This window comes from Photobacterium sp. DNB23_23_1, from assembly GCF_052873815.1.
In genome coordinates, this window is the sequence record NZ_JBNNXT010000008.1 from 146275 (window position 1) to 168697 (window position 22423).

The following is a 22423-nucleotide window of genomic DNA, read 5'->3' on the forward strand; positions in this document are numbered from 1 at the left end:
ATTATCGTATTGCCATCAGTGCAGCTCTTGATACCGGTATACCCAAGTAACCTACATCTTGAGGTTACTTGGGTATATCCTACCCCAAAGCCCATTTTTGGCTGTTGGCAAATATCTCAGCATGTGAGCTGCACAATACAATTAAGGAATAGCCCTATGCAATTTTCACTTCATCCGAGACTGGCCGCAGATACTACTATTGTAGGTAACCTTCCCTTGTGTCAGGTTTTGCTTTCCAAAGAAGCGCTAGGTCCTTGGTTAATATTGGTTCCCCGTAAAAACGACCTTCGCGAAATCCACCACCTGCCTGAAACCGAACAGCTTCAATTAATGAAAGAGTCCTGCGCTGTAGCGACGGTGCTAGAAAAAGATTATCAGGCCGACAAAATCAACGTCGGCGCCTTGGGAAACCTTGTCCCGCAACTGCATGTCCACCATATTGCCCGCTTTAAAAATGATGTTGCTTGGCCGGGCCCTATCTGGGGCAATACCGACGGCACCCAGCGCGATGACGCTCTGCAACAAGCTCTTACCGAAGAGTTAAGGACCGAGCTGAGCCACATCGACGGTTTCAGCGTCGTGGAATCATAAGGTAAAAAAAAAGGCAACCCGCAGGCTGCCTTTTTCTTTTCGCTTGCTTGCTTGCTAGCCACGCATAACGGTGACTGAAAGCTCATCACTCTTGAGCGGGCGATACCAGATTTCTTGCGCGCTCTGGCAACACCCATCACTATCGCAGCCGATCAGCTCCTTGCCCAACTTGCCTTTGCGGATCCATACCTCCAGCATGGCCTCGACGCCGTCTTCGGACATTCCGAACCGCATTGCCAATGCCTTGCGGCTGGCGCGACCGTGTTGCTCAATATACTGTTTCAGCTGCTGCAGGATCATAGGGTGACGAGCTCCTCAGTTTGCATTTGCTGTCCCTTACGCTTGAAGGTAATAAATAGGCCAGCATTGATAGCCGTGAACAAACCAATCCACATCATGCTCGTTGCCGGGTGATCGGCAAAGTGAGCGATCTGGTAGTAATAAGTTGCAAAGGTATACGCCAGTAACATGGTATATGACGCAATGAACAGCGAATACTTCTGGCCAAATTCACGCACATAAGCCCCCATAGCTGCTGCACAAGGCGTGTAGAGCAAAATGAAGATCAAATATGCCATTGCCGCTGCAGAACTCACAAAGTGCGCCTGAATGTTACCAAAGATTGATACATCGACTTCCTGCTCTTCTGCAACCGCCGCTGTATCATCTAATTCCCCGACATCAATACCTAATGGGTCAGAGTAGCTTAGTCCAGATAGGTTATCACCAATGCTCGCTACCGCTTCTTGTAGGCTTCCCGCCAAGTCATACTCGGCTTCTTCCTCTCCTTCAGCAGGCGCATACAAGTTATTCAGAGTTCCCACTACAGCTTCTTTGGCAAAGATCCCCGTCAGAATCCCCACGGTTGCAGGCCAGTTATCGTCCTTCACACCAATGGGGGCCAGCACAGGTGTTATTACCTGAGCCGTTTTTGCCAGTACCGAGTTTGGCGTATCTTCGTTACCGAACGAGCCATCGGTACCCAATGAGTTGAAGAAGCTCAAAATAGCCACAACCATGACGATGGTCTTACCGGCACCCAACACAAACTTTTTCAGCTTCTGCCAAGTTTTGATGCCCACATTACGCAGTGTCGGCATCTCGTAGTCTGGCATTTCCATGATAAAGCTATCGCTGCTACCTGGATAAATAGTATGGCGTAGCACCAAACCGGTCAGAACGGCAGCCGCAATACCCAGCAGGTACAAGCCAAACACCACATTCTGGCCGTTTTCAGGGAAGAAAGCCGCCGCAAATAGCGCGTAGACCGGAAGTCGAGCACCGCAAGACATGAATGGCGCCATTGCGGCTGCCAGTTTGCGCTCACGCTCTTGCTCCAGCGTACGGGTTGCCATGATTGCCGGTACGTTACAACCAAAGCCCAGCACCAATGGTACGAACGCTTTACCCGGTAAGCCGACTTTTTGCATCACCTTATCAAGAACGAAAGCTGCACGTGCCATATAACCTGAGCTCTCGAGCATTGCCAAGAACAGATACAAACAGGCAATAACCGGAATAAATGTTGCGACAGTCTGGATACCACCACCGATACCATCGGCAATCACAGTCACCAGCCATACCGGCAGGTGATCATCAAGTAGGTAATGGCCTCCATCCACCAGAATTGCGCCAACACTGATATCGAAAAAATCGATAAAGGCGCTACCGATGTTAATGGAGAACATGAACATCAGGTACATCACGACAAAGAAGAAGGGGATACCGAATGCACGGTTGAGCAATACGCTGTCAATATTGTCACTCAGACTACGACTCAGTTTACCTTCCTGACGGCGGACTTTGCTGCAAAGTTGATGCAAGTAGCTATAGCGGACATCGGCAACCTGGATATCAGGATCGACATCAACCATCAAGTTATTGCGAACATTACATACCTGATTCTTTTGCTCTTCAGAGAGCCCGTTGATCACTAAGGTGTCATTTTCCAGCACCCTGATTGCTTGCGCGCGACTGTTTAGTTGATCAGCGGTAAAAAATGTTTCTGTCTCGGCAATAGCTTGCTCAAATTGGGTACCGTAATCCAGTGTTAGTTCGTTAACCGCAATCCCCTGAGCCAGCATTTTGTGCAGATGGATTTTAAATTCATTCACCTGCTTGAGGTTATTTGCCGACAGACTCAATACCGGACAACCCAACGCTTTTTCGAGCCCTTTGATGTCCAATTTCTGGCGCTGACGTTCTAGCACATCCATTTTATTCAGCACGACAACCATTGGTCGGCCCAACTCACGCAACTGAAGGGTCATGTACAGGCTACGCTCAAGACAAGAAGCATCAACCACGTTGATGATGACATCCGCCGGCATGGTCAATATAGCGCGAGAAGCAATCGCTTCATCCAAACTATTGACGTCGTTGGCACTATCAAGATTGTAAATACCTGGAAGATCAGTCAGCGCAAAGCTATCGCCAGCACACTCGTAACGGCCCGTTTTCTTTTCTACTGTTACCCCAGCCCAGTTACCAACCTGCTGCTTGGCCCCTGTCAGGCCGTTGAACAAGGTTGTTTTACCGCTGTTAGGGTTACCTACTGTCAGAATACTGTACGGCATCAGTTCACCTCCACATCAATGCTTTCTGCAAGTTGTTTACGCAACGCAATATCCACACCGCGTACTCGCACCTGCAGAGGATCCCCTAAAGGTGCCACACGAATAACACTCACAGGCGTATTGGGCAGCATCCCCATAACCATGAGCTTTTTACGGGTAGCGGCTGGTAAGCCAGCTAAACTGATAACCCTTCCTTCGGCCCCGCATGACATTTCTGACAGTTTCATTCTGAATCGCCACCCTAAATAAGAATAATTAGCATTAGTGCTTACAATGTTACAGATTGAAACACATTGTTTGTTGTTTTAAATCAAAAAAAAGCCCTCATTTTTGCAGTAATTGTTTGCAAAATTGACAGGTGGCACACTTAAAAATCCAACTGGTTGCTTTTTAAGCATTCGGATAAAAACATCAACGCACATACTTTAAAACAATTATTTATATTAAAGCTGGGTCATGGATTGTTCGATTTCATATATGAGCGCCACATATACCCAGGCGGCATTGCGCCACCTAGGTAAATAAGCATAAAAGGAAGAATATGTTAGGTACGTGATATGATCGGTCGACCATATCACGCGCTATTCTTTATCAGAGGAGACGCCACTGGCAAACTCAGAAGGTGATTGACCACAATAGGCCTTGAACCTAGCGTTAAAGTAGGAAGCATCCTTAAACCCACATGCAAGAACAACATCTGACACCTTGTCTCCTTGCCTAAGCATTACCGCCGCTTGTTCAAAGCGAAACTGAGTGACGTAGTCTGTGAAAGGTGCACCGAACTCCCGCCTGAAACGACGCTGGAAAGTCCGCTCCGACATCAGAAGCGTCTTGGCTGCTGCTGAGGAACCAAAATCCGGGTAATGAAAATGATCCGAGACCAAAGACTGAACATTATCTTGCCATTTACTTCCTTGATACTCTTCAAAAGATGGCCCCTTCTCTAGATTCGCTTGCTGTTGCCTAAGCAAGTGGTCAATTTCAACGAGCATCGATTGAGCCTGCAGTGGCTTCGTCAATACTCTATCGGCCCAGCTGACGGAGAGAAGCTCATGTTGGTTACTCTTTGTCGCACTGCTGACAGCTACCATTATCGGTCCATGTTTGCCAAAAAAGTCATCCCTTAAACCTTTAAGCAACTCAAAATCACTTGGCTCAAGCACTGACAGGTCAACAAGTAAAACATCAGGGAAGGGGCCATCAAGCAACATTAGATCCTCATAATCTCCCCGTGTATGAGTAACATGAAAGCGCTCAGATAACTGTTTGCTCCACTCAGTATCAGCGTCAGCCTCTTCACCGATAGCCATAATCCAAAAGCCTAATTCTAGCGACTCTTTCTGGACTCTTTGCACTGAACTCCCTGAGAGGCTGGCAATTAATGGCAGGCGAAGAATAAATTCACTCCCTACACCTTGATAACTAATTACCGAAATTGTCCCCTGGTAAGTCTCCACCAGTTGCTTAACGGAACTCAGACCCAGGCCAAAGCCTCCTTCGGGACTGTATTGTGGCTTTTCTTGGTAATAGCTATCGAACAAATGGGCTTTCGTCTGCTCTGACATTCCACGGCCGGTATCACTGACCGAAATAACCAGCTGCTGTTCCTGCTCCTTAACATTGACGGTGATCCCCCCTTTGCTATCCGTGTATTTCATTGCATTGGATAATAAGTTGCCCAGCATGATCTCGAGGTGATAAGGGGCAAGATCAATACATGTCTCAGCTGAGATATGATCTTCAAGACAAAGGGCTATCTGCTTTTTCTCGGCTTCGATTTGCCAGCTCATACAGCAAGCCTGAATAATCGGGCCGACTAATTGTTCACAAGGTTTGTCAGGTTCGACCAACGCAAAAACATCGCGGGCCAACAGTTGCTCGGTGACGTGCAAGGCGTGGGTTATATTCCTCTCGGTAATATCAATTTTGCTCGGGGTCTGGCAGTACGGTCGAAGATCTGACAATAAACCGAGCGACAGCTGCAATGGGGTTCTCAGCTCATGGGAAAGGTGTGCCATGATATGCTGCCGAACATCCAATATTCGCTGCAAATGCACATTACTCGCATTGAGTTGTTTCTTCTGCAACTCAATTTTGGCCGTCTTATGAAATACAGCCTGCTTGAGCTGCTGCGTTTGATCCCGAAATACCCGACTACGCCAGTAGAAGAGCAACAACACCAGTAACAACACCGATAAAACCACAAAGCCTATCAACGCTTGATAAACTCGCCACGCAGATTGGACCGTGAAAACATGGCTCAGTTCGCCGCCTTCGTCAGCAGATGGCTTAACTCGACGAACTTGCAATGTGTAACGCCCGGCAGACAAGGCCCCTACGGATAACAGTGGCTGCGTGGCAATTTGCCACTCTCCAGCCTGTTCGTTTTCATCAACCAAACGATATTGATACAAGAGTGAGCTTGACGGCATGGTCTCGAGCTTAAAGGCAATTGTCGATCCGTAAGGCAAGCGTCTCAGCTGGCTCCAAGAATCTCCCAGTGGCCAAATATCATCATCAACCCATACCGCACTCAGCGACAATTCAGGCTCGACGATATTTTCGTCGAACAATACCTCATCAGGAATACTCAGCAGCCCTTGTCGATACCCTAGCACCAACGCGTTCATGTCATCATGCAAGCAGGCACGAGAGCCCACATCATCAGGCAGTAAACCGCTACCGAAGCCAAAGTGCTGCTTTAAATCTGCATAATAGCTTACAAACGAAAGCCCATTGCTTGAGGAAAGCCATACCCCATTACTGCCACCAGCTAGACAATATGGTCGAACAAGCTCGGACGAAAGTTGAACTTCTTGCAATTTGATCGGCTTCAGGCTCTGAGATACCAACAGCGTGTAATTCGTCGCCACCCACAATTGTCCCATTCGATCTTCATAAATATCAACGATCCCCCCATGCTCATCAGTACCCGGCACGAAGTGGAGCATGCCTGCATCAAACTTGTACATACCATAGGTTGTGCCTACCCAGATCTGATGTTCACTGTCTTCCACGATACTGGTGATATGCTCGCCGCCCACCGGATCCCTCAACCAGTAATTGCCAAAAGGCATCCACTCCCTGAACTCCGGCCAATATCGGTACAGCCCGTTTTCAGCCCCGACCCAAACCGAGCCGAAATGATCCACCTCGACCCGATTGATTGTATGGCCTTGTATATCTTGCGGCATGCTGATGCGCTGTATACGGGACTGTCCAACCTCATAAAACGCCAACCCTTTCTCCAGCAATATCCAAAGTCGACCCTCAAACAAAATCAGCTGTTTGATTGCACCTAAGTCAGGGACGTGCTGGATAACATCGAACATTGGCGAGAGTTCAAATAAGCCATTATCGGTCGCCAACCAATAATGACCATTACTGGCATAGGCAACATCAGTAATCAAACCAGCATCTATTTTCCCACTCCCTTTACCCAGCAGCATTCGGTTTAGCCGCTGAGAACCCACTGGCAACTGACTCACTCCCTTTGGAGTAGAGACCCATAAGTTCCCCTGACGATCTTGGTGAAGATCCAACACACGGCGGTCAGGTAACGCATACTGATCGTAATCAGAGGGCATAAAATGCTGGCTTACCGTCATATCCAGCCCCATCAAATAGAGCCCCATGGTGCTGCCAACCCACATTCCTTCATGGGTTGCTTGCAGGCTAAGTACAGCCCTTTCGGTCCCTTGACCATCGAGAGACTGCAATATGCCGTCCTTGCCTTTGATTACCCCTCGCCGCGTACCAAACCATAGCTCACCGAGCAAATCTTGCTCCACAGCCGTAACATAGTGATCATCTAGTATTTTCGTGGGTGGTAAGTCCGGTGACTGGTATTCGTAAACCCCCTGCTGGGCGGCAACATACAGGTAATTGTCAGCCACATATAAACCCGATAGCTTTATCGGATGGGGAAAGGGCAAGAAGTGCACATTCGGTTCGTCCTCCGAAAGGCGGTACAATCCCCTGCGATTGGCAAACCAGGCGTCATTGTCCAGTTGGACTACCGACTCAATCGGGATCTGACTAATATTGTGCCTTTCCAGTAGGGCTAGTTGCGGAGAATAGGAGTAGGCATGGCTGTCTTTGACCAACCAAAGTGTTTTGTTCACCACAGCCATATCGGTCACACCGGTGATCGGCTTACCTTCTCTGTCAAGCGCGGGCTTTAGGTTCGAGCCATCATAAAATTGGAGTTGACCACGGATATCAACCAGCCACAGCCCCTTATTGGAATCATTGACAACTTTACGAACGGACAGTGTGCTTATCCCGTTTAGTTCTGACATTGAATGGAAGAGGAAGCTCGAGGCAAAAGCTGGCGTCGAATTAACCAGTCCCATGACCAAGATAAAGGCCACAAGTAATAATCGTCTGTCCATAACAGCGTAAATTAAATCCCAACCTCATGAAAACCCCGTTATTATGCAGTATTGACCATTTTAATATAAGCTGAGATTTATAAAATGAGGCAAAATGCATAAAAAAACGCACCTGAATGCGTTTTTTTATCTTTCTCATGCATCAAACCACAGGGAGAAAAACTATTCTGATTTCAGGCACTGGCTAAAACTGTTGCCCAATGTCTGGAGGAATTCCACATAGCTACCATCACCATAGGCAATATCGGTACCCATTGGATCCAGCGTTCCAATATTGACTCCCGTCCCCCTTACAACACTGTCAACCACAGCAGGTGAGAACTGAGGCTCACTGAAAACACAGTGCGCGTGCTGATCTTTCAATGAATTACGAATTGAAATCAAAGTTTTAGCACCTGGTCGACGGTCCGGTTCAACCGTAAAGTGACCAAGGTTGTTAAGACCAAATTGCTCTTCAAAATAACCATAACCATCATGGAAGACAAAATAGCCGCGATCAACGACAGGGGTTAACGTCTGCTCGATAGCCACCATTGCCGTTTTCACTTCATCAATAAAATTAACAAGGTTTGCTTCAAACTTATCTTTATGGGCTGGGTCAAGTGCTACCAACTTGTCAGTGATCACTTGCGCGGCTTGGACTGCCTGCTCTGGGCCTAACCAAAGGTGAGGGTCAATACCATCGTGGCTGTGGCCATGGTGATCGTGATCGTCGTGATCATGACCTGCGTGGTCATCATGCCCGTGATCATCGTGATCATGACCTGCATGTTCGTCGTGAGCTTCACCATAATGGCGGAAGTGAATGCTGTCCTGCTCCGTCAACGTCAGGACGTTTTCCTTGTCCTCAAGAATCTTGGTCAGGAACCTCTCCAGTTCAGGGCCAACCCAAATAACCAAGTCTGCATCATTGAGCTTTCTCGCATCCGAAGGACGCAGCGCATAATCATGTGGTGATGCACCTGCTGGCAGCAGTGTCTCTGTCGACGTTACGCCTTGGGTCAACTCCTGGACAATCATGGTGATTGGCTTCACGGTCGAAACCACTTTGAGGTCTTGAGCGTAAAGTGAAGGTGAACACAACAAGCCAAGGGTGCTACATGTAAGGAGTAAACGGCGCATATAAGTTTCCCTGAATAATTCTTGATTACAACATTTGCCGAAGATGTTATATTATAACATCTCACTTTGGCAAATATCTAAGCAAAGAAATATATGACCTCCTTAGTTGAATTACAGTCGGTCACAGTCACATACTCGGAAAGGCATGTGCTGGATCAGGTTTCCCTGAAATTAGAGCGGGGCCAGATCACTACCCTGATTGGCCCTAATGGTGCCGGCAAGTCGACACTTGTCAAAGTCATCACGGGTTTGACCAAACCAACAGTAGGAAACATTATTCGCCAGAAAGGACTTCGGATTGGCTATGTGCCGCAAAAATTGGCACTCAACAACACACTTCCGCTTAGCGTTGACCGCTTCATGCGCTTAGCCGGTCGTTACAAAGATGCACAGCGTATCGAGGCACTCGAACTTGTCAGCGGTAAGCACCTGCACCATAGCAATATGCACTCGCTATCCGGAGGTGAGATGCAACGCGTATTGCTCGCTAGGGCGCTACTGCAAAAACCAGACTTGCTGGTGCTTGATGAGCCAGTGCAAGGGGTTGATGTCAATGGTCAGCTAGAGCTGTACAGCCTGATCCAAACCCTGCGTGATAAGCTTAACTGCGCCATTTTGATGGTCTCTCACGACTTGCACCTGGTAATGGCAAAAACTGATCATGTTATTTGCCTGCACCATCATATTTGCTGCTCTGGCGAACCAGAGGCGATCACCAGTCATCCATCGTATGTTGCACTGTTTGGCCGCCACCAATGTGAACAACTGGCGCTATATCAACACCACCATAACCATGAGCATGATTTATCTGGCAACCCAGTCGGTCCCTGCCAGCATGAACACCAGCATTCAGAACAACAAGAGATAAACAATGCTTGATTTATTGCTGCCCGCACTGATTGCGGGCATTGGCATCGCCGTGCTTGCCGGCCCACTGGGCTCCTTCGTCGTTTGGCGTAAAATGGCGTATTTTGGTGACACCCTATCTCATGCCTCACTACTGGGTATTGCGCTTGGGTTCTTGTTCAATATCAACCTAAACCTTGCATTGCTCATTTGCTGCCTGGCATTAGCTGTTATTCTTGTCGGCCTACAAAAACAAAAATATGTGGCGACCGACACCCTACTCGGCATACTCGCGCACAGTGCCCTGTCGCTTGGCTTGGTGGCTGTCAGCTTCCTTGATCATGTCCGTATCGACCTGATGTCATACCTATTTGGTGATTTGCTCGCGGTCACACCTTCTGATCTACTGTGGATATATGGTGGCGGTGCGATTGTGATGACGATGCTGATCACCTTATGGCGACCATTACTATCAATGACCATCAATGAAGAGTTGGCACAGGTCGAAGGGGTAAATGTCGATCTAATGCGCCTGCTGCTGATGATTATGGTGGGTATGGTAATTGCCGTTGCGATGAAATTTGTTGGCGCGCTGATCATTACCTCCTTGCTGATCATCCCTGCCGCTACTGCACGCAAATTCTCACGCAGCCCGGAAATGATGGCCGCGCTGGCATCAGGATTGGGTATTATTGCCGTTATGTGTGGTCTAGCCATGTCTTGGCACTATGACACTCCGGCAGGTCCGTCTGTGGTAGTAGCTGCCGCTGCTTTGTTCCTGCTCAGCCAATTCAAGCGAGCCGAAGCCTAATTTCTATAAAAAAGGTAAACACAGCAGTCCATCCCGGGCTGCTGCCCTTCTCTTCCCCACAGCTATGCCAACATTTCAAACCAACAAACTGTAATCAAATTATACCAATCTGGATAAGTCGTTGATCAAGTATTTGCACTGGAAAAATCGTTGTTATCAAGGCAGAGATTGCAGTAACTAGTGGCTCTAATTACAAAATATCTAACGCAGAGAACAGCGATTTTAACCTGCAAGACTGATCAAATATTTATGTAGGTTGGTATTAAGCCTCACCTTGTCAGTTAAACAAACTGCGATGACGACTATTGCACGCGCTCTTTACTTGCATGGCTGTTCGTAGGTGCTTGGTTTCTGGTAGGTAGTCAAGCAGGCATTGGAAATACGCCTCATCTTTGTCCGACAACATGAAGTTATCGATATAGAGCCGATGACAGGCGTTGGTCATCAAGTTGGCTGATGTACCATTTTCGGCCAATGATACATGTTCGAGAATGCAGGTCTCGTAACCTTCCTTGTCTTCTTTCGCCACGCTAAACGCCGGACTTAACGCGAATATCAGCAGTAAGGCCACCTTTCTCACTGTCAGCCCTCCGGATCACTTACCTCTCCTAAGCATATACGTATACCCATCTAGCTACCTACGACCATGTGTAGCCAATAAAAAACCCGCCATTGGCGGGTTTGATATATGCGAGTATTTGGGAATTTACCAACCAGTCACTTCACGCAATGCTTTACCGATATCGGCAAGGCTCTTCACAGTTTTCACACCTGCCGCTTCCAATGCCTGGAATTTATCTTCTGCGGTACCCTTACCACCAGAAATAATCGCACCAGCGTGGCCCATGCGCTTACCCGGAGGCGCAGTAACACCTGCAATGTAAGAAACGACCGGCTTGCTGACGTGTTCTTTGATATAGGCAGCCGCTTCTTCTTCTGCGGTACCACCGATCTCACCGATCATAACAATTGCTTCGGTTGCCGGATCTTTCTCAAATAGCTCAAGCACATCAATGAAGTTCGAACCTGGAATTGGGTCACCACCGATACCGACACAGGTCGACTGGCCGAAGCCTTCGTCTGTGGTTTGCTTGACCGCTTCATAGGTCAATGTACCCGAACGAGATACAATACCGACTTTACCCGCTTTGTGGATATGGCCCGGCATGATACCGATCTTACACTCATCCGGTGTGATCACACCCGGACAGTTAGGACCGATCATACGTACGCCAGCTTCATCAAGACGAACTTTAACATCCAACATATCCAGCGTTGGAATGCCTTCTGTAATCGTCACAATCAGCTCGATACCTGCGTCAATCGCTTCAAGGATCGCATCTTTACAGAACGGCGCTGGTACATAGATAACCGTTGCCGTTGCGCCTGTGGCTTCAACGGCTTCACGAACAGTATTAAATACCGGCAAGCCGAGGTGCTTGGTGCCACCTTTACCCGGTGATACCCCACCGACCAACTGCGTTCCGTACTCAATGGCTTGCTCTGAGTGGAATGTCCCCTGACCGCCAGTAAAACCCTGACATATCACTTTGGTGTCTTTATTAATTAGTACAGACATTATTTACCCTCCGCTGCAGCAACAACTTTTTCCGCTGCTTCAGTTAGGGAAGTCGCAGCAATGATATTCAAACCACTCTTCGCTAAGGTTTCAGCCCCTAGCACCGCATTGTTACCTTCAAGACGGACGACAACCGGCACTTCGACACCGACTTCTTCGACCGCACCAATGATCCCTTCAGCGATCAGATCACAGCGAACGATACCGCCAAAAATGTTAACCAATACCGCTTTTACATTGGTATCAGACAAGATGATCTTGAATGCTTCAGTAACACGCTCTTTGGTCGCACCACCGCCGACATCAAGGAAGTTCGCTGGCTGACCACCGTGCAGGTTTACAATATCCATAGTCCCCATTGCCAAGCCAGCACCATTGACCATACAGCCAATATTGCCATCAAGTGCAACGTAGTTTAGCTCCCACTGTGCTGCATGTGCTTCACGCTCATCTTCCTGCGAAGGATCGTGCATTTCGCGAAGCTTAGGCTGGCGATATAGCGCATTGGAGTCAATGTTGATCTTGCCGTCAAGACAAAGCAGGTTGTCATCACCGGTGATCACCAATGGGTTGATCTCCAGTAGAGCAAGGTCATAATCAGCAAACATGTTACCCAGGCCTAGGAAGATCTTAGTAAATTGCTTGATCTGGTCGCCTTTCAGGCCCAATTTGAATGCCAGCTCACGGCCTTGATAAGGCTGCGGGCCAACGAGCGGATCAATCGCCGCTTTGTGGATTAGCTCAGGGGTTTCCTCAGCCACTTTTTCAATTTCCACACCGCCTTCTGTCGACGCCATGAACACGATACGACGTGTACCACGATCGACAACTGCACCTAAGTACAATTCATTGGCAATATTCGAAGCTTCTTCAACCAGGATCTTGGTCACTGGCTGGCCATTTGCATCTGTCTGGTATGTTACCAGGTTCTTACCCAACCACTTCTGGGCAAAACCCTTGATTCCTTCTTTGGTGTCATGAAGCTCCACACCACCCGCTTTTCCACGGCCGCCAGCATGAACCTGGCATTTCACGACCCATTTATCGCTACTGATTTTACCTGCTGCTTCTGCAGCTTCTTGTGGCGTATCGCAAGCATAACCTTCTGGAACTGGCAGACCGTACTCGGCGAACAGCTGTTTCGCCTGATATTCATGCAAATTCATGATGTTCTATCCGTTTTCTTATCCCTTGAGGGATTGTTATATCCATGTGAAATACTCTTCGGTATTTCTTCGATTGTAACTGCAAGAATGGCAGGCCAACTGTCGAGCCACACCGGCCTGCCTGCAAGGTTACACGTCTAAAAGCAGACGTGTAGGATCTTCAAGTAGTTCTTTGATGGTAACCAAGTAACCTACTGACTCACGACCATCAACCAAACGGTGATCATAAGACAGGGCTAGGTACATCATCGGTAAGATTTCAACCTTGCCATCAACAGCCATTGGACGGTCAGCAATCTTGTGCATACCCAAAATTGCAGACTGAGGCGGGTTGATAATTGGCGTCGACATCAATGAGCCAAATACACCGCCATTGGTAATGGTGAAGTTACCGCCGATTAACTCATCAACGGTCAGTTTGCCATCGCGTCCCTTGATTGCCAACTCACGGATACCTTTTTCAATTTCCGCCAAGCTCAGCTTGTCACAGTCACGTAGAACCGGCGTCACCAAGCCACGTGGCGTTGATACCGCAATGCTGACGTCAAAGAAGTTGTGATAAACGATATCGTCACCATCAATCGAGGCATTGACCTCAGGAAAACGCTTCAGCGCTTCAACAACAGCTTTCACATAGAAAGACATAAAGCCCAGGCGAATACCGTGGCGCTCTTCAAAGATGTCTTTGTACTGCTTGCGCAGATCCATGATTGGCTTCATGTTGACTTCATTGAAGGTCGTCAGCATCGCCGTGCTATTCTTCGCTTCAAGCAAACGCTCTGCCACACGCTTACGTAGGCGAGTCATCGGTACGCGCTTCTCGCTACGGTGAGCAAGCGGCGCTCCAATCTTGGCTTCCACAGCAGGTGCTACTGGCGCAGGCGCTGACTTGCCCTCTTTCACATAGGCTTCAACATCATCGCGTGTAATGCGGCCACCGACACCGGTACCTTTTACATCACCGGCGTTAATGCTGTGCTCAGCCAGCAGGCGACGCACAGCAGGGCTTAACGCTTCATTGGTCTCATCCCCCAGCGCTGCAGTATTGCGCTTGTTAGGCGATGACTCTGCTTCAGCAGGGACGTCCTGAGTCGGTTCGCCAGCAACTGCACCCGCCTTGATCTTACCGATCAGCTGCTTGGTCAGTACTGTGGTACCTTCACCTTCGAGAATTGCTTCAAGAATACCGTCTTCCGGTGCCGGTACTTCCAACACCACTTTGTCTGTTTCGATATCAACCAGAACTTCATCACGGCTTACAGTATCGCCTGGCTGCTTGTGCCAAGTAGCTACTGTTGCATCTGCAACTGATTCAGGTAAATCGGGAACCAGAATTTCGATCGTCATATCGGTTTTGTCCTTTTTGTTCCAGTTCTTACTAATTTATTGTCAATGCGTCTTCAATCAACGCTTTTTGCTGTTTCAGGTGAACCGACATGTAGCCTACAGCCGGTGATGCCGAGGCTGGGCGGCCTGCATACTCTAGCTGAGCACCGGCCGGAAGCGCAGAACGGAAGTTGTGCTGGCTGGAGTACCATGCACCTTGGTTCTGAGGCTCTTCCTGACACCAAATAAAATCAGTCACATGCTGATAGTCTGACAGGGCAGCTTCAACGTCTTCTTTCGGGAATGGGTAAATCTGCTCAATACGAACGATGGCAACGTCAGTTTGCTCGTTCTTACGACGCTGCTCCAGCAGGTCGAAATACACCTTGCCCGAACAGAACACCACGCGTTTGACCTGTTTCGGATCAAGATCGTCCACTTCACCAATCGCTGGTTGGAAAGACCCGTTAGCCAAATCATCCAAAGTGGACGTACATAACGGGTGGCGCAATAGCGATTTCGGTGACATCACCACCAGTGGACGACGCATAGGACGAACGACCTGGCGGCGCAGCATATGATATACCTGAGCAGGCGTAGATGGGATCACCACCTGCATATTCTGCTCGGCACACAGCTGCAAGTAGCGCTCAAGACGCGCCGATGAGTGTTCTGGACCTTGACCTTCATAGCCGTGAGGCAGCAGCATGGTCAAGCCACACATACGGCCCCATTTCTGCTCACCGGAGCTAATGAACTGATCAATCACTACCTGGGCACCATTGGCGAAATCACCAAACTGGGCTTCCCAAAGCGTCAGGCCACTTGGCTCTGCCGTTGCATAACCATATTCAAAGGCCAGCACCGCCTCTTCTGACAATACCGAGTCGAAGACTTGGAATGGGCCCTGTTTGTCATGGATATTGGCAAGCGGGATATACGTACTGGCGTCGCCTTGATTATGAAGCACCGAGTGACGGTGGAAGAACGTACCACGGCCTGAATCCTGACCAGTGATCCGGATACGGTGACCTTCATCGACCAAGGTGGCATACGCTAAGGTTTCAGCCATCCCCCAGTCTACAGCCTTCTCTCCGGCAGCCATCGACAAGCGATCGTTGTAGAGTTTCTGCACTCGACTCTGAAGCTTGTGACTTTCTGGGAACTGACACACTCGCTGGGCCAATTCGTTCAAGCGTATTGGATCAACCTTGCTCGGCCAATCGACTGTCCAGTCATGACCGATATACGGTTCCCAGTCAACAGAATGGAGCTTCATCGGACGCCATTCTTTGACCACACACTCACCACGATCAAGGGCATCACGGTATTCATTAATCAACGAGGTTGCCGTTTCCAGAGATACAGCCCCTTCATCGGTCAAGGCATCAGCATAGATCTTACGCGGCGTTGGGTGCTTCTTGATTTTTTGGTACATCAACGGCTGAGTCGCATTGGGCTCGTCCGCTTCATTGTGACCATGGCGACGGTAACAAACCAAATCAATCACTACATCGCGCTTGAAGGTGTTACGGAAATCAAGGGCGATACGGGTAACAAATGCTACGGCTTCAGGATCATCGGCATTCACATGAAAAATCGGCGCCTGCACCATCTTGGCGATATCGGTACAGTACTGGGTTGAGCGCATATCGCGTGGGTTAGACGTAGTAAAGCCAATCTGGTTATTCACCACAATACGAACAGTACCGCCGACACGGTAGCCGCGCGACTGTGACATATTGAATGTTTCAGCAACCACCCCTTGCCCCGCAATCGCCGAATCACCATGGATAGTGATCGGAAGTACTTGTGAGCCGTCTTTATCACCCAAGCGGTCTTGTCTTGCTCGTACCGAGCCGACAACCACCGGGTTTACAATTTCCAGGTGAGACGGGTTGAATGCCAATACGAGATGGACGTCACCGCCTGGTGTTGCAAAGTCAGCCGAGAAACCTTGGTGATACTTCACATCACCGGTACCCCACGTGTCATCATGCTTACCGGCAAACTCGTCGAACAAGTCCTGTGGCTTTTTACCCAGAACGTTAACTAGCATGTTCAGTCGACCACGGTGAGCCATGCCGACCACTACCTCACGGGCACCATTGGTACCAGCATAGCGGATCAGCTCTTTAACCATAGGGATCAGGGCGTCACCACCCTCGAGTGAAAATCGTTTTGCGCCAGGGAATTTAGCGCCTAAATAACGCTCAAGCCCTTCAGCAGCCGTTAGCTCATCCAAGAAAGTCAGTCTTTCCTCCTCGGAGAATGCGCCACGGCCCACCACCGACTCAAGACGCTGCTGAAGCCAGCGTTTTTCATCAGTATTGGTAATGTGCATGTATTCAGCACCGATTGAACCACAGTAGGTTTTTTTCAGTGCGTCATAAAGTTCTGACAGCTTCATGGTCTCCTGCCCAATGGCAAAAGAACCGACATTGAATGTCTCGTTGAAGTCGTCGACGGTCAGGTTATGGTACTCAGGATCGAGATCGGATACTCGCTCCTGCTGCCATAGCCCCAACGGATCTAAGTTTGCATGCTGGTGCCCGCGGAAACGGTATGCGTTAATCAACTGCAATACCTTAACCTGCTTAGCATCAACATCTGGATCGCTGACGGTAGCACTTAGATGGGTTGTTTCCTTCGCTAGACGCCGGAAGTAGTCACGAACCCGCGAGTGAGGCTGTTCAACAACCGTCTCATTCACGACAGGCAGCTCACTGAAAACGTGACGCCATTTCTCATCTACTAATTCTGGGTCGCTAAGATACAACTCGTAGAGTTCCTCTACATAAGTTGCATTGGCGCCAGCCAGGTGTGAAGACTCAAGCCAAGCCTTCATAACGCCGTTTTGCATTGTTTTCCCTTAACCACTAGTTATCGCCATTTTCCCGGTTATCAGACCGGAATTGAAGCTGGCTCCAGAGAGCGAATCATAAAGCCAGCATATCGATAATACTTATATTTATACCGCGCGTTTTAACAACATCGTCTTGATGTGTCCAATCGCTTTCGTCGGATTTAACCCTTTAGGACAAACATTTACACAGTTCATGATGCCATGGCAACGAAAAACGCTAAAAGCGTCGTCCAGATCGGATAAACGTTCATCAGTTGCAGTATCACGACTATCAATTAGCCAGCGATAGGCAGCCAGCAGACCAGCTGGTCCGATGAATTTATCCGGATTCCACCAAAATGATGGGCACGACGTCGAACAACATGCACACATAATGCACTCGTAAAGTCCATCAAGGTGAGCACGCTCTTCCGGCATCTGCAGGTTTTCACGCGCCGGCGGCTGGGCACCGTCATCGATCAGAAATGGCTTCACTTTGGCGTAGTTGGTGTAGAACTGTTCCATATCAATGATCAAGTCACGGATAACGGGCAGGCCAGGCAACGGGCGAATCACTATCGTGCTCTTGTCGGTCAACACTGACAGCGGTGTGATACAAGCCAAGCCATTTTTACCATTCATATTGATGCCGTCGGAACCACATACCCCTTCGCGGCACGAACGACGGAATGACAGGGTCGGATCTTGCTCTTTGAGCAAAATCAGCGCATCAAGCACCATCATGTCAGAGCCTTCTGGCACCTCAAGGGTATAGCCCTTCATGTGCGGCGCATTGTCTACATCAGGGTTATAGCGGTAAATCGAGAAATTCAGTTTCATAATTCTATCCTCCCCTTAGTATGTACGCGCTTTCGGCGGAAATGCCTCACGATGAACCGGTGCCATATTGACATCACGCTTAGTCATCTGCTCTGTCTCTGGGTTGTAGATAGAGTGGCACAGCCATTGTTCATCATCACGCTCAGGGAAGTCGAAACGGGCATGGGCTCCTCGGCTTTCGGTACGGTAATTCGCCGCGACTGCCGTTGCGTATGCCGTTTCCATCAGGTTTTCAAGCTCTAGACACTCAACACGCTGGGTGTTGAACTCGGTCGATTTATCCGACAAATGCGCATTTTTCAGGCGCTCACGAATCACTTTCAGCTCTTCCAAGCCTTTCGCCATTGCATCTCCTTCACGGAATACCGAGAAGTTGTTCTGCATGCACTGCTGAAGATCTTTACGGATTTGCGTCGGATCTTCACCACCCGTACTGTTTTCCCAGCGGTTATAACGCTCAAGAGACGCCTCGATATCCGCTTCAGTGGCAGGTTTCGCTTCCGCTTGCTTCTGCAGTGTTTCACCAAGATGAAGCCCTGTTGCACGGCCAAAGACCACTAAGTCAAGCAAGGAGTTACCGCCAAGACGGTTCGCACCATGCACCGATACAGAGGCAATTTCACCACACGCAAATAGGCCCTGAATCTCAACATCAGTGCCACGTTCATCTTGTTTGATCGCTTGACCAGACACTTGGGTTGGGACGCCACCCATCATATAGTGACAAGTAGGAATAACAGGAATAGGCTCTTTAACAGGATCGACATGAGCAAAAGTACGCGACAGTTCACACACACCCGGTAGGCGAGACTCCAGCACCTCTTTGCCTAAGTGATCAAGCTTCAGCTTGATATGTGGCCCCCAAGGGCCATCACAGCCGCGACCTTCACGGATCTCAACCATCATTGAGCGAGCAACCACATCACGGCCAGCCAAATCCTTCGCATTTGGTGCATAACGCTCCATAAAGCGTTCGCCGTCTTTGTTGAGCAAGTAGCCACCTTCACCTCGGCAGCCTTCTGTCACAAGTACACCAGCCCCCGCAATTCCCGTCGGGTGGAACTGCCACATTTCAATGTCCTGCATCGGTACGCCAGCACGAATCGCCATCCCCACGCCATCACCGGTATTGATGTGTGCGTTGGTTGTTGAGGCGTAAATACGACCGGCACCGCCGGTAGCAAGAATGGTGGCCTTCGATTTGAAGTAACACACTTCACCCGTTTCCATACAAAGCGCAGTACAGCCTAAAATAGCGCCGTCTTCGTTCTTGACCAGATCAAGTGCATACCATTCAGAGAAAATTGTTGTTTTATGTTTAATATTCTGCTGGTACAGGGTATGGAGCAATGCATGGCCAGTACGGTCTGCTGCCGCTGCCGTTCGTGCCGCTTGCTCACCACCAAAGTTCTTCGACTGGCCGCCAAATGGACGCTGATAAATAGTGCCATTATCAAAGCGAGAAAACGGTAGACCCATTTTTTCTAGTTCAATAACAGATTTTGGCCCGTTCTTACACATGTACTCGATTGCATCTTGGTCACCGATATAGTCCGACCCTTTAACGGTATCGTACATATGCTGTTCCCAGTGATCTTCATGTGCATTACCAAGGGCGACTGTGATGCCCCCTTGTGCCGATACGGTATGAGAACGGGTTGGAAATACTTTGGAAAGCAACGCACACTTTAGGCCCTGCTCAGAAATTTGTAGTGCGGCACGCATTCCTGCACCACCAGCACCGATTACTACGGCATCAAACTCTCGTACTGCAATGCTCACTTACGCACCCCACACAATAAAGAAACCTGAAAACAGGTAAACAAAAAGAACAGCGACTACACCAAATTGAATACCCGCTCGAAGCGCGGCAGGCTTAATGTAGTCCGTTAGTATTTGCCAGAGGCCGATCCAGGCATGAATTAAGATCGACAACAAAGCCAACATGGTGAAAACCTTAGTACTTAGCTTGCCAAAAAAGGCCGTCCAGGTTGCAAAGGTCAGTTCTGGGCCAAAGGCGAAGAAGCCCACCATATAAAGGGTGTACAGCGTAAGAATGATGGCGGTAGCACGGATCAGAATAAAATCATGAATTCCATTGCGGCCGATTGTTGAGACGTTACTTACCATACCAGGCCTCCTGCAAACAAAGACAGAACACCGACGATGACAAAACTCACTTTGGCACTTTTGATCCCGGTTTCCATTTCTTCAAAATACCCCATGTCCATCATCAAATGACGGATACCCACCACGATGTGATAGAACAGCGCTGTCAGAATGCCCCACAGCACCAGTTTCACGAAAAAGCTGTCTACGATACCAGCAGCGCTCGCGAATCCTTCAGGGGATGAAAGGGAAAGGCTTAACAGCCATAGCAGGATAGCCACGGCAACGAAGGTGATCACGCCGGAGACGCGATGCAAGATAGACGCTATCGCAGTTAGGGGAAAGCGAATCGTCTGTAGGTCGAGGTTGACAGGTCTTGGCTTATTTACTTTCACGGTGATTGCCCACTCAGCTCCATTGAAGCAATGTTATTGTTATCACTCCCTGCTTCCACTGACGCCGAACAAGTGCATTAACACAACTGTAACCCTAGGTTGCAATTATGTTTTACATGCAAATGTAAAACAGTGCCTTACCTAACTTACTCTAATTATTGACAACTTTGGCAATTGTGTCTGGCGGCGGCAGAACCAGAGACCTGCCGCGAGTATACGCCCCGCAACAATCAAATACAAACACTGTTACATGACCTCTAACACGGTTTTAGAAATTTGCATCTTTTTATCCAAAGTTATTAACAAGTGCACACAAGCGGGCACAAAAATTGACATTTGGGCCGCTGAACGGTACAACAAACGTACATCCGCCTTGGATTAGGATTATAAAAACAAAGGAGATTGTTATGGCAGACAAGAAAGCTACTCTTCACATTGAAGGGAAAGCACCCGTCGAACTGCCGATTATCGGGGGCACTGAAGGGCCTGAAGTAATTGATGTACGTAAGCTTGGAGCTAACGGTTATTTTACATTCGACCCTGGTTTTCTAGCCACTGCATCATGTGAATCTCAAATTACTTACATTGATGGTGATAAAGGTATTCTGCTTCACCGCGGATATCCGATTGACCAATTAGCCAATAACGCCGACTACCTGGAAGTTTGTTACATCCTTCTTTACGGTGAAGTTCCGACCCGCGAGCAGTACGAAACATTCCGTACCACTGTTACTCGTCACACCATGGTGCATGAGCAAATCTCAAGCTTCTTCCATGGCTTCCGCCGTGATGCGCACCCGATGGCTGTAATGTGTGGCGTAGTGGGTGCATTGGCTGCGTTCTACCACGATTCACTGGATATCAATAACGATACCCACCGTGAAATCACTGCATTCCGCCTATTGTCGAAAATGCCGACATTGGCAGCAATGTGTTACAAGTATTCAAACGGTCAACCTTTCATCTTCCCACGTAATGATTTGGATTATGCAGAGAACTTCCTGCATATGATGTTTGCTACACCGTGCGAAGAGTATGAAGTTAGCCCTGTTGTCGCGCGTGCAATGGATAAAATATTTACCCTACATGCCGATCACGAGCAAAATGCATCAACCTCAACCGTTCGACTAGCAGGCTCTTCAGGCGCTAACCCATTTGCCTGTATTGCCGCAGGTATCGCTTCACTATGGGGTCCTGCGCACGGCGGAGCCAACGAAGCTTGTCTGAAGATGCTGGAAGAAATCGGCAGTGTTGACAAGATCCCTGAGTTTATTGAACGCGCGAAAGACAAAGATGACCCATTCCGTCTTATGGGCTTCGGTCACCGTGTTTACAAGAACTACGATCCACGTGCAACAGTGATGCGTGACGCCTGCCACGATGTTCTTCAGGAGCTGAATATTCAGGATCCTCTATTGGATGTCGCGATGGAGCTTGAGCGTATTGCCCTATCCGATGAGTACTTCGTAGAGAAAAAACTGTACCCGAACGTCGATTTCTACTCCGGTATTATCCTGAAAGCGATCGGTATCCCAGTTTCAATGTTTACGGTTATCTTCGCTATGTCACGAACGATTGGTTGGATTGCCCATTGGAATGAAATGCATAACGATCCTGGCAACCGCATTGGCCGTCCTCGTCAGCTGTACACCGGTTACAACCAGCGTGAATTCAGTCCGCTGCATGAACGTGAATGATAGATAGTCTTCACTAAGTGAAAGGGCCTTCGGGCCCTTTTTTGTTATCGGGCGATGGGCGATGGGCGATGGGCGATGGGCGATGGGCGATGGGCGATGGGCGATGGGCGATGGGCGATGGGCGAT

General features: G+C 48.9%; 18 protein-coding genes. 4 read left to right on the plus strand and 14 right to left on the minus strand.

From position 1 onward, the window contains the following. The first annotated feature begins 156 nt into the window (after positions 1–156). Positions 157–591 (plus strand): HIT domain-containing protein, encoded by a 435-nt coding sequence (locus ACVA53_RS07745; RefSeq protein WP_255040141.1) that lies wholly within the window; start codon positions 157–159, stop codon positions 589–591. A gap of 54 nt (positions 592–645) precedes the next feature. Here the strand turns inward: ACVA53_RS07745 and ACVA53_RS07750 are convergent, their stop codons facing one another. The 5 genes from ACVA53_RS07750 to znuA all read right to left on the minus strand — a co-directional run bounded on the left by ACVA53_RS07750 (position 646) and on the right by znuA (position 8683). After that, positions 646–891: a FeoC-like transcriptional regulator gene (locus tag ACVA53_RS07750; RefSeq protein WP_255040146.1), complete on the minus strand. Its 246-nt coding sequence runs from the start codon at positions 889–891 to the stop codon at positions 646–648. Continuing rightward, positions 888–3167, minus strand: a complete 2280-nt coding sequence (feoB, locus tag ACVA53_RS07755; protein ID WP_255040147.1) for a Fe(2+) transporter permease subunit FeoB — start codon at positions 3165–3167, stop codon at positions 888–890. The genes ACVA53_RS07750 and feoB overlap by 4 nt, the downstream gene beginning before the upstream one ends. Next, positions 3167–3394, minus strand: a complete 228-nt coding sequence (locus tag ACVA53_RS07760; protein ID WP_255040148.1) for a FeoA family protein — start codon at positions 3392–3394, stop codon at positions 3167–3169. Before ACVA53_RS07760 ends, feoB begins: the two co-directional genes overlap by 1 nt. 354 nt (positions 3395–3748) lie before the next feature. Beyond that, positions 3749–7561: an ATP-binding protein gene (locus ACVA53_RS07765; RefSeq protein ID WP_446504836.1), complete on the minus strand. Its 3813-nt coding sequence runs from the start codon at positions 7559–7561 to the stop codon at positions 3749–3751. 162 nt (positions 7562–7723) lie between these two features. Beyond that, positions 7724–8683, minus strand: a complete 960-nt coding sequence (znuA, locus tag ACVA53_RS07770; protein ID WP_446504837.1) for a zinc ABC transporter substrate-binding protein ZnuA — start codon at positions 8681–8683, stop codon at positions 7724–7726. A 93-nt stretch (positions 8684–8776) separates the two neighbouring features. On the opposite strand from znuA, the gene znuC reads away from it, so the two are divergent. Beyond that, on the plus strand, positions 8777–9562 hold the full coding sequence (gene znuC / locus ACVA53_RS07775; RefSeq protein WP_255040151.1) for a zinc ABC transporter ATP-binding protein ZnuC: 786 nt from the start codon (positions 8777–8779) through the stop codon (positions 9560–9562). Beyond that, a complete protein-coding gene (znuB, locus tag ACVA53_RS07780; protein ID WP_446504838.1) occupies positions 9555–10340 on the plus strand; it encodes a zinc ABC transporter permease subunit ZnuB in 786 nt (261 codons plus the stop codon). The genes znuC and znuB overlap by 8 nt, the downstream gene beginning before the upstream one ends. A 277-nt stretch (positions 10341–10617) precedes the next feature. Here the strand turns inward: znuB and ACVA53_RS07785 are convergent, their stop codons facing one another. The 9 genes from ACVA53_RS07785 to sdhC form a co-directional block, all read right to left on the minus strand. Beyond that, a complete protein-coding gene (locus ACVA53_RS07785; protein WP_255040154.1) occupies positions 10618–10920 on the minus strand; it encodes a VF_A0006 family four-cysteine protein in 303 nt (100 codons plus the stop codon). Between the two features lie 126 nt (positions 10921–11046). Further along, the gene (gene sucD, locus ACVA53_RS07790; protein ID WP_255040155.1) at positions 11047–11919 is read right to left on the minus strand and encodes a succinate--CoA ligase subunit alpha; all 873 of its coding nucleotides are present in this window, start codon (positions 11917–11919) and stop codon (positions 11047–11049) included. Next, positions 11919–13085, minus strand: a complete 1167-nt coding sequence (gene sucC / locus ACVA53_RS07795; RefSeq protein ID WP_255040156.1) for an ADP-forming succinate--CoA ligase subunit beta — start codon at positions 13083–13085, stop codon at positions 11919–11921. The genes sucD and sucC overlap by 1 nt, the downstream gene beginning before the upstream one ends. A 129-nt stretch (positions 13086–13214) precedes the next feature. Next, on the minus strand, positions 13215–14432 hold the full coding sequence (odhB, locus tag ACVA53_RS07800; protein WP_446504839.1) for a 2-oxoglutarate dehydrogenase complex dihydrolipoyllysine-residue succinyltransferase: 1218 nt from the start codon (positions 14430–14432) through the stop codon (positions 13215–13217). Positions 14433–14463: 31 nt separating this feature from the next. Continuing rightward, complete coding sequence (sucA, locus tag ACVA53_RS07805) at positions 14464–17274, minus strand: 2-oxoglutarate dehydrogenase E1 component (RefSeq protein ID WP_255040158.1); 2811 nt, start codon at positions 17272–17274, stop codon at positions 14464–14466. A 108-nt stretch (positions 17275–17382) separates the two neighbouring features. Then, positions 17383–18096, minus strand: a complete 714-nt coding sequence (locus ACVA53_RS07810; RefSeq protein ID WP_255040159.1) for a succinate dehydrogenase iron-sulfur subunit — start codon at positions 18094–18096, stop codon at positions 17383–17385. A 15-nt stretch (positions 18097–18111) separates the two neighbouring features. After that, positions 18112–19878 (minus strand): succinate dehydrogenase flavoprotein subunit, encoded by a 1767-nt coding sequence (gene sdhA, locus ACVA53_RS07815; protein WP_255040160.1) that lies wholly within the window; start codon positions 19876–19878, stop codon positions 18112–18114. Then, on the minus strand, positions 19879–20226 hold the full coding sequence (gene sdhD, locus ACVA53_RS07820) for a succinate dehydrogenase, hydrophobic membrane anchor protein (RefSeq protein WP_255040161.1): 348 nt from the start codon (positions 20224–20226) through the stop codon (positions 19879–19881). Next, positions 20220–20600: a succinate dehydrogenase cytochrome b556 subunit gene (gene sdhC, locus ACVA53_RS07825; protein WP_446504840.1), complete on the minus strand. Its 381-nt coding sequence runs from the start codon at positions 20598–20600 to the stop codon at positions 20220–20222. Before sdhC ends, sdhD begins: the two co-directional genes overlap by 7 nt. A 407-nt stretch (positions 20601–21007) precedes the next feature. On the opposite strand from sdhC, the gene ACVA53_RS07830 reads away from it, so the two are divergent. Further along, positions 21008–22297 carry a citrate synthase gene (locus tag ACVA53_RS07830; protein ID WP_255040164.1) on the plus strand — a complete coding sequence of 430 codons (1290 nt, stop codon included), beginning with the start codon at positions 21008–21010 and terminating at the stop codon, positions 22295–22297. Positions 22298–22423: the final 126 nt, after the last annotated feature.